Raw genomic sequence first — 13,992 nt, 5'->3', positions numbered from 1 at the left:
CTCGAGCGTGAACACAGAAACGGCGCCTATTTAGGCGCCGTTTTTTGTGCACAGCTGCCAGCGCAAACCACGCCCAATAAAAAGCCAGTCAGCAGAGCTGACTGGCACAAGGCCTGGCAGGCCGGGGTTTACTGGAACAAAGAGTCAGCAGACAGGCCGTTCTTCTCGAGGATCTCGCGCAGACGCTTGAGTGCTTCCACCTGGATCTGCCGTACCCGCTCACGGGTCAGACCGATTTCCTGGCCAACCTCCTCAAGCGTACAGTTCTCATGGCCACGCAAACCGAAACGGCGCACCACCACTTCACGTTGCTTGTCGGTCAGCTCCGAGAGCCACTGATCGATGCTTTGAGAAAGATCATCGTCCTGCAGTAACTCGCAGGGATCGGTAGGCCGATCATCGGTGAGGGTATCGAGCAGCGTCTTGTCAGAGTCTGGGCCAAGCGACACATCCACCGAGGACACGCGCTCATTGAGCCCGAGCATACGCTTGACTTCGCCCACCGGCTTTTCCAGTAGGTTGGCGATTTCTTCAGGGGACGGTTCGTGATCGAGCTTCTGCGTCAGTTCACGCGCGGCGCGCAGGTAGACGTTGAGCTCCTTGACTACATGGATGGGCAGACGAATGGTGCGAGTCTGATTCATGATCGCCCGTTCGATTGTCTGCCGAATCCACCAGGTGGCGTAGGTGGAAAACCGGAAACCACGCTCTGGGTCGAATTTTTCAACCGCCCGAATCAGACCGAGATTGCCCTCTTCTATCAAGTCTAGAAGGGAGAGCCCACGGTTGATGTAGCGCCTGGCAATCTTGACCACTAGGCGCAGATTGCTCTCGATCATGCGCTTGCGGCCGGCAGGGTCGCCCTTCTGCGCCAGACGCGCGAAGAACACTTCCTCTTCCGGGGTAAGCAGGGGGAAAAACCGATTTCGTTGAGGTAAAGCTGAGTGGCGTCTAGCGCCCGGGTGTAGTCGATATGCTTGTGTTGCTTGCTGCCGGTGGATTGCTTGGCCTTGGTACGTGCAGTGGTCTTTTTGCCTGCCTGCTCGTCAGCCCCATCGTCGAGATCGATGCCGGGCTCCATCAGGAGCACTTCATCGTCGATGTCAAACTCCGGCGCTTCTTTAGAAATGAGTGCCATTTTATTATTCCGTCCCTTGCTGAGTTCGACCAGCAAGCCCCGATGCGCCTTATTCCTTGGCAACACCTGAGCTCATCCATCCCACATGAGGGGCGAACGAGCGACAGATCAACGACGTGGCAGGTATTGCATTGGATCTACAGGCTTACCCTGGCGGCGAATCTCGAAGTGAAGCTTCACCCGGTCAGTTCCCGTGGAACCCATCTCGGCAATCTGTTGCCCGACTTTGACCTGCTGCCCCTCACGTACCAACAGCCTTCGGTTGTGACCGTAGGCACTCACGTAGGTATCGCTGTGTTTGATGATCACCAATTCACCGTAGCCCCGTAACCCACTCCCGGCGTAGACAACGGATCCACCAGACGCAGCCAGGACAGGCTGTCCCAATTCCCCGGCTATATCAATGCCTTTATTCAAACTACCGTTTGAGGAAAATCGTCCGATAATCGCACCACTGGCAGGCCATGCCCAACCCGATGCAGAACGCTGTACGGGCTCCACTGGCGTGGTCGCTGGCGTTACTACGACGGGTGCTGAAGGCCGCGTAGTGGTCTGCGCAGGAGGCGCCTGAACCGGCGTGGTTGGCCGGTTTGGCGTAGTCACGACCGGAGTGTTGGCAGACGATGATGAAGTCGCCACCGACCTGCTCGAGCTACCCGACCCGAAGCGAATCACCTGACCGACGCGGATCATGTAGGGGGCCGCAATTGCGTTGTGAGCAGCCAGCGCTTTCCAGTCCCAGCCGTAGCGGAAGGCGATCGAGTAAAGTGTGTCTCCTCGTTGCACACGATATTGCCCAGACGTCACCGGTTGGCGCTGTGCTGCAGCGTTGTTGCGATCCACTACCTGCACATTACCGGAGTGCGAACTGGCACAACCGGCCAGCACGGTACCCAGCACTGCCAGAGCCAGCAGGTTGCGTAGCATGCACGAGGAATAGCGCCCTTGATTGGCTGTGAAACTCACTCGTATCTCCCTTGCAGACGGCCTCGAGCGACCTGTAACGAACGCCGAAACGTCAGACTTCTTCCAACTGACGGCGACGCGCCAGCCATTCCACACCCAACACCAACACGATGGCGCAGCCACTCAGAGCGATGGCCAGCAACAACTGCGCCTCCTCACCACTGACGTCAGCGAACTGCCAAGGCAATAGATTGACCTGCTCGAGGGGAAACGATTCACCATGACGGTTGGTTTGCCAGGTAAGCGTCTGTTTCCATGGCCACACCTTGACCAGTGAGCCAAGCATCAGCCCGGCCAGAAAGGCCATGGTCAAGTCACGCATGTGCGCCAACAGCCAGCTCAGCACCTTGGAGAACATCAATAGCCCCAGCACACAGCCGGCACAAAATATCGCCAGTACCGCCAGATCGAAATTCTTGATTGCGCCCAACACGACTGGGTAAAGCCCCAGCAACACCAAAATGAAGCTGCCAGAGATGCCCGGTAAAATCATCGCGCTGATCGCGATGGCACCGGCAATGAATAGCATCAGCGGGTCTGCGGAAAGCTGCATGGGCACAGCGAGCGTGATCCACAGCGCAAATGCCAGCCCTATCGCGAAGCAGACCAGCCTGTTGGCTCGCCACACACTGACTTCGCGCCCCACCAGATAGACAGAAACCAGCACCAGACCGAAGAAGAACGCCCATAACGGCACCGGGTGCTCGCTCATCAGATAGCTGATCGCCCGTGCCAGGGTGAAGATGCTGCTGAGGATGCCAAGCATGACCACAAGAAGGAAGCTGGCGTTACAGGCCTGCCAGGCGTCCTTGACGCGCCCGCGAAAAAACAGCATGAGCGCTTCGGGTAAGGCCGCGAACGAGGCGAGAAGCTTGTCGTATATACCGGTGATCAGGGCAACGGTGCCGCCGGAAAACCCGGGCACCACGTCGACAGCGCCCATGGCTATCCCTTTGGCATACAACAACAACGTTTTCTTCATGCATCCTTCCGTATTGATTGAATCAGGCCAGCGGGCCGTTAAGCAGCGGCACGAACCGAACTGCGTCGAGTACGTGCCGAGAGAAACCCTGCTCCTCACGAATGATCAGTAACAGTTGTTGAACGTCGCCTGTACCAACAGGAATGACCAGACGCCCGCCCGGGGCCAGTTGATCCAACAAGGCCTGAGGCACTTCGGATGCGGCAGCCGTCACGATGATGCCATTGTAGGGCGCCAGCGCTGGCCAGCCCTCCCAGCCATCGCCCCAACGGAAGACCACGTTGCGCAGGCTCAGTTTGACCAGTCGTTCCTTGGCCCGTTCCTGCAATCCCTGAATACGCTCGACCGTGAACACCCGCTCGACCAGTTGAGCCAGAATCGCCGTCTGGTAACCCGACCCCGTGCCGATCTCCAGCACCTTGTCCAACGGCCCGGCGGCGAGCAGTAATTCGCTCATGCGCGCGACCATGTAGGGCTGCGAGATGGTCTGGTTATGGCCGATCGGCAGGGCCGTATCTTCATAGGCACGGTGAGCCAGGGCTTCATCGACGAACAGGTGGCGCGGCGTGCGGCGAATCACCTCGAGCACCTGAGCGTTCGACAGGCCTTCATCGTAAAGGCGCTGGATCAGGCGCTCGCGAGTGCGCTGAGAGGTCATGCCAATCCCGTGGCGGTCGTGCTCCCGATTCATGTCATCAGCCCCTCCAGCCAGGGTTTGAGACGGTTCAGGCCGTCCTGGTAGGTGCGATCAAGCTGCAAGGGGGTAACCGAAACGTAGCCCTGCATCACGGCGTGGAAATCGGTGCCCGGTGCACCGTCTTCCACATCGCCGGCAGCGGCGATCCAGTAGCCTTCCTTACCACGCGGGTTGACCACCTTCACCGGCGCAGCAGCACGGGCACGATGGCCAAGCCGGGTCAGTTGCACGCCACGGATATGTTCGAGCGGCAGATTGGGCACATTGACGTTCAAGACCGTGCGCGGTGGCAGGTCGAAGTGCTCATGGGCTTCGACCAGCTTACGGGCAAAATAGGCAGCGGTCGGCATGTTCTCGGTCGAACGCGAGATCAATGAGAAGGCGAATGCTGGACGGGCCAGAAAACGCCCTTCGAGGGCAGCGGCCACGGTACCGGAATACAGCACGTCATCGCCCAGGTTGGCGCCCAGGTTGATACCTGCCACGACCAGATCGGCGACCTCGGGCAGCAAGCCATTGAGCCCCAGATGCACACAATCGGTCGGCGTACCGTTGAGGCTGATGTAGCCGTTGGCCAGAGTACTTGGATGCAACGGGCGGTCGAGGGTCAGCGAACTGCTCGCGCCGCTGCGATCCCCATCGGGAGCGATCACCGTGCAGTCGGCGTAATCAGCCAGCGCAGCGTGCAACGCGGCGAGGCCCGGTGCGGCCACGCCGTCATCGTTTGAAATCAGAATACGCATGGGTTGTCCGTCTGCCCTGCAGGCAAAAGGTCGACGATTTCGCGCACCAGAGCAGTGGCGAAACATCCAGCCGGCAGGACGAATTCCAGTTGCAGAATGTCAGGCTCGGGATAATGCCACGTCAAACCGCTAATGGGGAGGCGCAGGATACGCCGTTCGTGCGCCATGCCCGCTTCTGCGAGCCATATGGCCAGCTGCGACTCGGCATCGCCAATGCTCTGCTCAAGATTTTGGGTAGCTCCGCCTGCTGGCGATGCGCCCTCGCCCCATAACGGCCCTGTCGGATGCAAGTCCAGTTGGGCTAGACGGGGATCCTGGCACTCAGCCTCACTGGCGGCGAAGAAACTGCGGCTGTCGGTGAATGCCAGTAGATCGCCGGGTTGCGCCTGGTTCCAGGTACCGGCGGCGACTCGCTCGGCCAGCACCCGGTTGAACAGGAAGCTACGCGCCGCCGAAAGCACCCGCGAACGTACATTGCGCTTTTCCGGCAGCTCCTTGCGCTCGGCAAAATGCCGGGCATGGGCGACGTTGCCGCCCTCGTAACCAAAACGCTGAGCACCATAGTAATTGGGGATGCCATGGGCGGCGATAGTTTTCAGACGCTCGTCCAGCGCCGCCTGATCGGCCTGCAAGGCAGTCAGGCGCAGGATGAAACCATTGGCAGCATGGGCGCCGCGCTGCAGCTTTCGCGAATGTCGAACCTGCTTGAGGATCACCAGGGATTCGTCCTGAGCCTTACCCAGATCGGGATCGCTCTTGCCGGGTAAATGCAGGCTGAACCACTGCCGAGTCAGCGCCTGGCGATCCTTCAGCCCGGCATAACTGATCATTCGTACCGGCACACCGGCGGCACGCGCCAGGCGGATTGCCGCCTCCTCGGTATTCAGGCCACGCTTCTCGACCCATAGCCACAGATGCTCGCCAGCACCGGACAATTCGATATCCAGCACTTCGTCGACCTGAAAATCCTCGGCGACCGCCTTCAGTACGGCCTGTCCACAGGGCTCGCCATAGGCCCACGGGCCGAGCAGTTCCAGTTCGGTCATGCGCTGACCAGCAAGGCCACGGCATGCACCGCGATACCTTCTTCACGGCCCACGAAACCCAGCTTCTCGGTGGTGGTGGCCTTGACGTTGACCTGATCCAGTTCGACCTGCAGATCCTCGGCGATCAGCCGGCGCATCGCTTCGATATGCGGAGCCATCTTTGGCGCCTGAGCTTCGATGGTGGCGTCGACGTTGCCAACCTTCCAGCCCTTGGCGTGCACCAGCCCCAGCACATGGCGCAACAGCACACGGCTGTCAGCGCCCTTGAAGTTAGGGTCGGTATCCGGGAAATGCTTGCCAATGTCACCGAGCGCCACGGCGCCGAGCAAGGCATCGGAAAGGGCATGCAGCACCACATCGCCATCCGAGTGGGCAACCAGGCCGAACTTGTGGGGGATACGCACACCGCCCAGGGTAATGAAATCCCCATCGCCGAAGCGGTGCACATCGTAACCGTGGCCAATCCGCATGAACCGACGCCCTCGCAAAAAAGGCCGATTCTACCCGAAAGAACAACTGGAGGCGGACTTGCCCGGCTGCTGAAGCAGTCAATGGAATAAAACCCACTCCCGCCTACCCATTTTCAGTGATCTCCACGCTGAGCCAAAACGTAGCACTCCGGCACGGGTTGCTAATGGCGTCAGTGCGCGAGCGTACGGGCGACGTGAAAAAGAGGAAAACCGCAAAGCAGCTACCACCTCCACTGCCCTCGCAAACTCTCTATCGCAAAAATGTTGGAATGTTCTCGGCCTACCGATAGTCGACAAGAAGTAGCAAAACATTTCTAGCAACCATGGAGACCATCATGGCCGTAGCACGCAAACCGACAGCAGCAAAAACCAAGGCGAAAGCCAGCGCACAGAAACTCAAGGGTGATGGCCTGGCCATCAATACCAGCGTCGATGGCGCTGCCCGCGAGAAGGTCGCTGAAGCACTGACCAAGGCGGTGGCGGACAGCTACACCCTGTACGTCAAGACCCTGGGCGTGCACTGGAACGTGCAAGGCTCGAACTTCTATGGTCTGCACAAGCTGACCGACGCGCAGTACAACGAAATCCATCAGGCCGCTGACGAGCTCGCCGAGCGCATTCGTGCCTTGGGCAAACTGGCGCCAACCGGCGGGGAAACCTTCCGCGCGCTCACCGTCATCGACAACGAGGCGCCCCACAAGCCGACTGCGCAGATGATCGCCGAGTTGGTGAAGGACAACGAAGCAGTGGCTCGGCGCATGAGCGAATTCGCTGAACTGGCGGAAGAAGCCGGTGACCTGTTCAGCCACGACATGCTGGTAGCGCGCATCGGCGTGCACGAGCAGAACGCCTGGATGCTGAGATCCAGCCTGGGTGAGTGATCTGTAGCAGCAAAAAGAAGGGCGCTGCCGGTTAAACCGGCAGCGCCCTTTTTCATTCAGCGAGCCAACGCCTCGGCATGATGGCGCAAGTGATCTTCGATGAAGCTGGCGATGAAGTAGTAGCTGTGGTCATACCCCGGCTGCAGACGCAGGGTCAGCGGATGGTTCGCCGCCTTGGCCGCCGCCTCTAGCGCATGGGGCTTGAGCTGGCCATCGAGGAAATCGTCGCGGTCACCCTGATCCACCAGAATCGGCAACTTCTCCGCCGCATCGGCGATCAGCACGCTGGCATCCCACTCGCGCCAGCGCGAACGGTCTTCCCCCAGATAGTTGGAAAACGCCTTCTCACCCCACGGGCAGTTCAGCGGATTGGTGATCGGCGAAAAGGCCGAGACCGATGCGTAACGGCCCGGATTCTTGAGCGCGCAGATCAACGCGCCATGGCCGCCCATGGAGTGCCCGGCGATGCCGCGCTTATCCGATACCGGGAAGTTGGCCTCGATCAACGCCGGCAGTTCCTGCACCACGTAATCGTACATGCGGTAGTGACGCGCCCAAGGCTCCTGCGTCGCGTTGACGTAGAAGCCGGCACCCAGGCCGAAGTCGTAGGCGCCATTGGCGTCGTCCGGCACTCCATCACCGCGCGGGCTGGTGTCGGGGGCGACGATGATCAGGCCGAGCTCGGCAGCCATGCGCTGGGCGCCTGCCTTCTGCATGAAGTTCTCGTCGGTACAGGTCAGCCCGCTAAGCCAATAGAGCACCGGCAGCCTGGCGCCCTTCTCGGCTTGCGGCGGCAGATAGACGGCGAACACCATGTCGCAGTTGAGCGACGTGGAGCGGTGACGGTAGCGCTTGTGCCAGCCGCCAAAGCTCTTGTTGCTGGAAACGATTTCAAGGGTCATGGGCATCTCCGCCCGATGCGCACTCGGCGCATCGGGTTAGCTCAATCAGAAGTGAATGACAGTGCGGATGCTCTTGCCTTCGTGCATCAGATCGAACGCGTCGTTGATCTGCTCCAGCCCCATGGTGTGGGTGATGAAGGTATCCAGCGGGATTTCGCCGCTCTGCGACTTTTCCACATAGCTCGGCAGCTCGGTGCGACCCTTGACGCCGCCGAAAGCCGAACCGCGCCAGACGCGACCGGTCACCAACTGGAACGGACGGGTGCTGATTTCCTGACCGGCACCGGCCACGCCGATGATCACGCTCTCACCCCAGCCCTTGTGCGCGCATTCCAGTGCGGCACGCATCAATTGCACGTTACCGACGCACTCGAAGCTGTAGTCCACGCCACCATCGGTCAACTCGATGATCACGTCCTGGATCGGCTTGTCGTAATCCTTCGGATTGACGAAGTCGGTCGCACCCAGCTCGCGGGCCACGTCGAACTTGGCCGGATTGATGTCGACGGCAATGATGCGCGAGGCCTTGGCCATCTTCGCACCAATGATCGCTGCCAAGCCGATGCCACCCAGACCGAAGATGGCCACGGTGGCGCCCTCTTCCACCTTGGCGGTGTTGAGCACGGCGCCGATACCGGTGGTCACGCCACAGCCCAGCAGACAAACCTTTTCCAGCGGCGCTTCCTTCGGAATGACAGCCAGGGAGACTTCCGGCAGCACGGTGTATTCGGAGAACGTCGAGCAGCCCATGTAGTGGTAGATCGGCTCGCCGTTGTAGCTGAAGCGCGAGGTGCCGTCGGGCATCAGGCCCTTGCCCTGGGTGGCACGCACCGAGCTGCACAGGTTGGTCTTGCCGGACAGACAAAATTTGCACTTGCGGCATTCGGCCGTGTACAGCGGGATCACGTGGTCACCCACGGCCACCGACGTCACACCCTCGCCGATGGCTTCGACGATGCCGCCACCTTCATGGCCGAGGATCGAGGGGAATACACCCTCGGAATCGGCACCGGACAGCGTATAGGCGTCGGTGTGGCAAACACCGGTAGCGACGATACGCACCAGCACTTCCCCTGCCTTGGGCGGCTCGACATCCACTTCGACGATTTTCAGCGGCTCGTTGGGCGCAAAGGCTACGGCGGCGCGCGACTTGATCATGTCCAGAATCTCCTGATGGGATAGCGATGGGGAGAGAGTGTAGTAGACACGCGAACAGAGATAATCAGGCAGAATGCAAAACATTATTGCTATTCAGGGACAATCAGCCATTTACCAAGTAAACAGGGGAAAGACATGAATCGCTGGGAGGGGCTGGACGAATTCGTCGCCGTCGCGGAATGCGGCCAGTTCACGGCGGCAGCCGAACGCCTGGGCCTGTCCTCATCCCAGGTGAGCCGACAGATCGCCCGCCTGGAAGAACGCCTGCATACCCGGCTGTTCTATCGCACTACACGCAAAGTGGCGCTGACCGAGGCGGGCCAGACCTTTCTGCAGCATTGCCAGCGCCTGCAGGATGCACGTGAGGAAGCGCTCAATGCGATTGGTGATCTGGGCGGCGAGCCCAAGGGGCTGCTGCGCATGACCTGTGCGGTGGCCTACGGCGAGCGATTCATCGTGCCCTTGGTCACCGCATTCGCCGCCCGCCACCCGCGGCTTTCCGTGGATATCGAATTGAGCAACCGCACCCTGGATCTGCTCCAGGACGGCTTCGACATCGCCATTCGTTTGGGTCGCCTGCAGGACTCGCGAATGCTTGCCACGCGCCTGGCGCCGCGACGCATGTACCTGTGCGCATCGCCTGATTACCTGCAGCGCTACGGTCGCCCGCACAGCCTCTCGGAGCTGGCTCGACACAATTGCCTGGTGGGCAGCAGCGATGTCTGGACATTCCAGCTCGACGGCCGTGAAGCCTCGCAACGGGTTCAGGGCAACTGGCGCTGCAACAGCGGCCAGGCGGTGCTGGATGCGGCGCTGGGCGGGCTGGGCCTGTGTCAGTTACCCGACTATTACGTGCTCGAACACCTGCGCAGTGGCGCCCTGGTGTCCCTGCTCGACAATCACCAGCCACCTAATACCGCGGTGTGGGCGCTCTACCCGCAACAACGGCATCTGTCGCCCAAGGTCAGGCAACTGATCGATGCGTTACGTGACGGTTTGAGCCAACGAGTCGAATACACCTAGCCACTCATATGCTGTGACAACCGCCAGCGAACCTCTGTCGCCATCTCCCCGTCGTAAATCATGAGGCCCTTGTTCGGGCCGTTGCGAACCCACCAGCATGAGGAGATGGTTATGCAGGTCATGGTCAACAGCGGAAAACACGTCGACACCTCGATGGCATTCAAGACGGATATCCGAGGTCGAGTACGAGACAAGTTACAGCGCTATGAGGAATATCTCACCCGCGTGGAAATTCATCTCTCCGACGAAAACGCCCTGAAAAGCGGCCCTCAGGACAAACGCTGCAAGGTAGAAGCGCGCATGAAGGGGCGCGACCCCATGTCGGTTTCCTTCGATGCCTGTGAAATGCAGCAGGCCATCGACGGCGCCATGAACAGGCTAACCAGTGTGCTCGATCGCAACCTTGGCAAGAACGCCAACAAGTGGATTCACTGAGAGCAGTTCACCGCCAGTGGGAGCGCCGCCTCGGCACGATTGATAGCGGCATTACCGCATTGACGGTGCCGCCTGAGCCATTCGCCCGCAAGCGGGTTCCTACAGGATCGCCTTAATTCGGCGTTAGCTCCGACCGCGCCACAGGCGCTCCAGATAGTGCAAGTCTTCCGGGCGGGTGACCTTGAGGTTATCCGCCCGGCCTTCAACGAGACGTGGCGACTGACCGGCCCACTCGATGGCCGAGGCTTCATCGGTCACTGCGACATCTGAAACCAATGCTTCGGCGAGCGCGCGTTGCAAGGCACCGAGACGGAACATCTGCGGCGTGTAGGCCTGCCAGATGACCGAGCGATCGATGGTTTCGCGCACGCGTCCATCGCTGCCGATACGCTTGAGGGTATCCCGAGCGGGAACGGCGAGCAGCCCGCCGACCGCATCGTCAGCCAACTCGGCCAACAGCAGATCGAGATCGGACTGCGCCAGATTGGGTCGTGCGGCGTCGTGCACCAGCACCCAATCCTGTTCACTGGCACCCAGCTCACCCAGACGCAGCAACGCATTGAGCACCGAGTCGGCGCGCTCGGCACCGCCGCTGGCAATGTGGATGCGCGAGTCGCGAGCACAACTCAGGTTCGGCCAGAACGGGTCGTCCTCGGCCAGGCTGACCACCACGCCACGCAGGCACGGATGATCGAGAAAACAATTGAGGGTATGTTCGAGAATGCTTTTGCCGGCCAGTTGCAGATACTGCTTTGGCTTGTCGGCGCGCATGCGGCTGCCGATGCCGGCGGCCGGAATCACCGCCCAGAAGGACGGCAGATCAGGTGTGTTCATTCAGCCAACTGATAAAGGGTTTCGCCATCCTTGACCATGCCCAGTTCGTGGCGGGCGCGCTCTTCGACGGTTTCCATGCCTTTCTTCAGCTCCATCACTTCCGCTTCGAGGATGCGGTTACGCTCGAGCAGACGCTCGTTCTCGCCTTCCTGATCGGCAATCTGATGCTGCAGATCAGTAACTTGCGCCAGACTGCCCTCGCCTACCCACAGACGATATTGCAGCCCCGCGAGTACCAGAACGAGAAAGAGAAACAGCCAGTAGGGACTACGCATGGCAGGTGAGGCACTCGGATAAGAAAGGGTCGCTGCTGCGGACATCTGTCGATTCTCCCTGCGTCATCGGCATCGGACAAGACCGTGAAGTCGACTCGGCAGATCTGGACAGGATCCGCAGGGCGAGGTGTTGGCCACCTCGCCACGCAAACCTACCTTAACCGCGGAACTCGCCGCGACCACGGTACGGCGCCTTGGCGCCCAGTTGCTCTTCGATACGCAGCAACTGGTTGTACTTGGATACGCGATCCGAACGGCACAGCGAACCGGTTTTGATCTGACCAGCGGCAGTGCCGACAGCCAGATCGGCGATGGTGCTGTCTTCAGTTTCACCGGAGCGGTGCGAGATGACCGCGGTGTAACCAGCGGCCTTGGCCATCTGGATGGCTTCCAGGGTTTCGGTCAAGGTGCCGATCTGGTTGAACTTGATCAGGATCGAATTACCAATCGACTCGTCGATGCCGCGCTTGAGAATCTTGGTATTGGTCACGAACAGGTCATCACCAACCAGTTGCACCTTGCTGCCGATCTTGTCGGTGAGGATCTTCCAGCCAGCCCAGTCGGACTCGTCCAGACCGTCTTCGATGGAGATGATCGGGAAGCGCTCGGTGAGGCCTTTCAGGTAGTCAGCGAAGCCTTCGGCGTCGAACGACTTGCCTTCACCAGACAGGTTGTATTTACCGTCCTCGAAGAATTCGCTGGCCGCACAATCGAGTGCCAGGGTGACGTCGGTGCCCAGGGTGTAACCGGCGTTGGCTACGGCTTCGGCAATGGCCGACAGCGCGTCTTCGTTGGAGGCCAGGTTCGGCGCAAAGCCACCTTCGTCACCCACGGACGTGCTCAGGCCACGGGCCTTGAGAACAGCCTTCAGGTGATGGAAGATTTCAGTCCCCATGCGCAGCGCATCGGAGAAGGTCTTCGCACCGACCGGCTGCACCATGAATTCCTGGATATCGACGTTGTTATCGGCATGCTCGCCGCCGTTGATGATGTTCATCATCGGCACCGGCATGGAGTACTGGCCCGGAGTGCCATTGAGGTTGGCGATGTGCGCGTAAAGCGGCAGATCCTGATCCTGAGCGGCGGCCTTGGCGGCTGCCAGGGAGACGGCGAGGATGGCGTTGGCGCCCAGGGTAGCTTTGTTCTCGGTGCCGTCCAGATCGATCATGATCGTGTCCAGAGCCTTCTGGTCGACCGGATCCTTGCCCAGCAGTGCATCGCGGATCGGGCCATTGATGTTGCCAACGGCCTTGAGAACGCCCTTGCCGAGGTAACGGCTCTTGTCGCCATCACGCAGTTCCAGCGCTTCGCGCGAACCGGTGGAGGCACCGGAAGGCGCACAGGCGCTGCCGACGATGCCATTGTCGAGGATTACGTCCGCTTCCACGGTGGGGTTGCCACGGGAGTCGAGAACCTCACGACCCTTGATGTCGACGATCTTTGCCATTCTTGTAAGCTCTCCAGAAATTGTCGAAAACGCACTGCTGCATTCGGCTGCCAGCACCGGGCACGATCAACGGCAGACCGGGCTGACATGACAAACCCGGCCAAAAGGCCGGGCGGTGAAACAGATAAGCGAACCGTGAAAAACGCCGATCAGGCGGTTTCGATCGGATCCTGACTCTTAATCAGATCATCCAGCTGCTTGAGCTGCGCCAGGAACGGCTCGAGCTTGTCGAGACGCAAGGCACACGGGCCATCGCACTTGGCGTTTTCCGGATCCGGATGCGCCTCGAGGAACAGCCCCGCCAGCCCCTGACTCATGCCGGCCTTGGCCAGCTCGGTCACCTGGGCACGACGCCCGCCAGCGGAATCCGAACGGCCGCCCGGCATCTGCAGAGCGTGGGTGACGTCGAAGAATACCGGGTACTCAAAGGACTTCATGATGCCGAAGCCCAGCATGTCCACCACCAGGTTGTTGTACCCGAAGGAGGAACCACGCTCACAGAGGATGAGCTGATCGTTCCCGGCTTCGACACACTTGGCGAGAATATGTTTCATTTCCTGGGGCGCGAGGAACTGCGCCTTCTTGATGTTGATCACCGCACCGGTCTTGGCCATGGCCACCACCAGATCGGTTTGCCGAGACAGGAAAGCCGGCAACTGGATGATGTCGCAAACGTCCGCCACCGGCTGCGCCTGGTGAGGTTCGTGCACATCGGTGATCACCGGCACGCCGAAGGTCTTCTTCACTTCCTCGAAGATCTTCATGCCCTCTTCCAGGCCCGGGCCACGGAAGGAACTCACCGACGAACGGTTGGCCTTGTCGAAGCTTGCCTTGAACACATAAGGGATGCCGAGCTTCTCGGTAACCCGCACGTATTCTTCGCAGGCACGCAGGGCGAGGTCGCGGGACTCCAACACGTTGATGCCGCCAAACAGCACGAACGGCTTGTCGTTGGCGACATCGATCGCGCCAACGCGGATGGTCTTCTGAGCCAT

General features: G+C 60.2%; 15 protein-coding genes and 1 pseudogene. 3 read left to right on the top strand and 13 right to left on the bottom strand.

From position 1 onward, the window contains the following. Positions 1-128: 128 nt before the first annotated feature. From rpoS to ispF, 7 genes and pseudogenes are all read right to left on the bottom strand, one after another. Positions 129-1,138: pseudogene (rpoS, locus tag ACZ0AI_RS23270) on the bottom strand (RNA polymerase sigma factor RpoS). Positions 1,139-1,246: 108 nt separating this feature from the next. Continuing rightward, entirely contained in the window at positions 1,247-2,065 is an 819-nt protein-coding gene (locus tag ACZ0AI_RS23265; RefSeq protein WP_463566010.1) for a peptidoglycan DD-metalloendopeptidase family protein, read from the bottom strand. A gap of 91 nt (positions 2,066-2,156) precedes the next feature. Beyond that, positions 2,157-3,086, bottom strand: a complete 930-nt coding sequence (locus tag ACZ0AI_RS23260) for a polyprenyl-phosphate transporter (protein WP_463563884.1) — start codon at positions 3,084-3,086, stop codon at positions 2,157-2,159. Between the two features lie 22 nt (positions 3,087-3,108). Further along, entirely contained in the window at positions 3,109-3,744 is a 636-nt protein-coding gene (locus ACZ0AI_RS23255; protein WP_225839846.1) for a protein-L-isoaspartate(D-aspartate) O-methyltransferase, read from the bottom strand. A gap of 29 nt (positions 3,745-3,773) precedes the next feature. Beyond that, positions 3,774-4,526, bottom strand: coding sequence for a 5'/3'-nucleotidase SurE (surE, locus tag ACZ0AI_RS23250; RefSeq protein WP_463563883.1), 753 nt, complete (start codon positions 4,524-4,526; stop codon positions 3,774-3,776). Beyond that, a complete protein-coding gene (gene truD, locus ACZ0AI_RS23245) occupies positions 4,514-5,572 on the bottom strand; it encodes a tRNA pseudouridine(13) synthase TruD (protein ID WP_463563882.1) in 1,059 nt (352 codons plus the stop codon). Before truD ends, surE begins: the two co-directional genes overlap by 13 nt. Continuing rightward, positions 5,569-6,042, bottom strand: coding sequence for a 2-C-methyl-D-erythritol 2,4-cyclodiphosphate synthase (gene ispF, locus ACZ0AI_RS23240; RefSeq protein WP_463563881.1), 474 nt, complete (start codon positions 6,040-6,042; stop codon positions 5,569-5,571). Before ispF ends, truD begins: the two co-directional genes overlap by 4 nt. Positions 6,043-6,377: 335 nt before the next feature. Between ispF and ACZ0AI_RS23235 the strand changes: the two genes are divergently transcribed. Continuing rightward, the gene (locus ACZ0AI_RS23235) at positions 6,378-6,923 is read left to right on the top strand and encodes a Dps family protein (protein WP_463563880.1); all 546 of its coding nucleotides are present in this window, start codon (positions 6,378-6,380) and stop codon (positions 6,921-6,923) included. 56 nt (positions 6,924-6,979) lie between these two features. Here the strand turns inward: ACZ0AI_RS23235 and fghA are convergent, their stop codons facing one another. Both fghA and ACZ0AI_RS23225 read right to left on the bottom strand, forming a co-directional pair. Then, positions 6,980-7,825 (bottom strand): S-formylglutathione hydrolase, encoded by an 846-nt coding sequence (gene fghA / locus ACZ0AI_RS23230; protein WP_463563879.1) that lies wholly within the window; start codon positions 7,823-7,825, stop codon positions 6,980-6,982. A gap of 45 nt (positions 7,826-7,870) precedes the next feature. Further along, entirely contained in the window at positions 7,871-8,983 is a 1,113-nt protein-coding gene (locus tag ACZ0AI_RS23225) for an S-(hydroxymethyl)glutathione dehydrogenase/class III alcohol dehydrogenase (RefSeq protein WP_463563878.1), read from the bottom strand. A gap of 135 nt (positions 8,984-9,118) precedes the next feature. Here ACZ0AI_RS23225 and ACZ0AI_RS23220 point away from each other — a divergent pair, with 135 nt between their 5' ends. Further along, positions 9,119-10,006, top strand: coding sequence for a LysR substrate-binding domain-containing protein (locus tag ACZ0AI_RS23220; protein WP_463563877.1), 888 nt, complete (start codon positions 9,119-9,121; stop codon positions 10,004-10,006). A gap of 111 nt (positions 10,007-10,117) precedes the next feature. Beyond that, positions 10,118-10,441 (top strand): HPF/RaiA family ribosome-associated protein, encoded by a 324-nt coding sequence (locus ACZ0AI_RS23215; RefSeq protein WP_463563876.1) that lies wholly within the window; start codon positions 10,118-10,120, stop codon positions 10,439-10,441. 123 nt (positions 10,442-10,564) lie between these two features. On the opposite strand, the gene ispD is transcribed toward ACZ0AI_RS23215, so the two are convergent. The 4 genes from ispD to kdsA form a co-directional block, all read right to left on the bottom strand. After that, positions 10,565-11,275, bottom strand: coding sequence for a 2-C-methyl-D-erythritol 4-phosphate cytidylyltransferase (gene ispD, locus ACZ0AI_RS23210; RefSeq protein WP_463563875.1), 711 nt, complete (start codon positions 11,273-11,275; stop codon positions 10,565-10,567). Next, positions 11,272-11,550 carry a cell division protein FtsB gene (gene ftsB / locus ACZ0AI_RS23205; protein ID WP_463566009.1) on the bottom strand — a complete coding sequence of 93 codons (279 nt, stop codon included), beginning with the start codon at positions 11,548-11,550 and terminating at the stop codon, positions 11,272-11,274. The genes ispD and ftsB overlap by 4 nt, the downstream gene beginning before the upstream one ends. Before the next feature lie 157 nt (positions 11,551-11,707). Further along, on the bottom strand, positions 11,708-12,997 hold the full coding sequence (gene eno / locus ACZ0AI_RS23200) for a phosphopyruvate hydratase (protein ID WP_463563874.1): 1,290 nt from the start codon (positions 12,995-12,997) through the stop codon (positions 11,708-11,710). A 149-nt stretch (positions 12,998-13,146) separates the two neighbouring features. After that, entirely contained in the window at positions 13,147-13,992 is an 846-nt protein-coding gene (gene kdsA, locus ACZ0AI_RS23195; protein ID WP_463563873.1) for a 3-deoxy-8-phosphooctulonate synthase, read from the bottom strand.

It is taken from the genome of Pseudomonas sp. AC355 (genome assembly GCF_979258205.1).
This window is presented reverse-complemented; position numbering and strand designations above follow the sequence as displayed.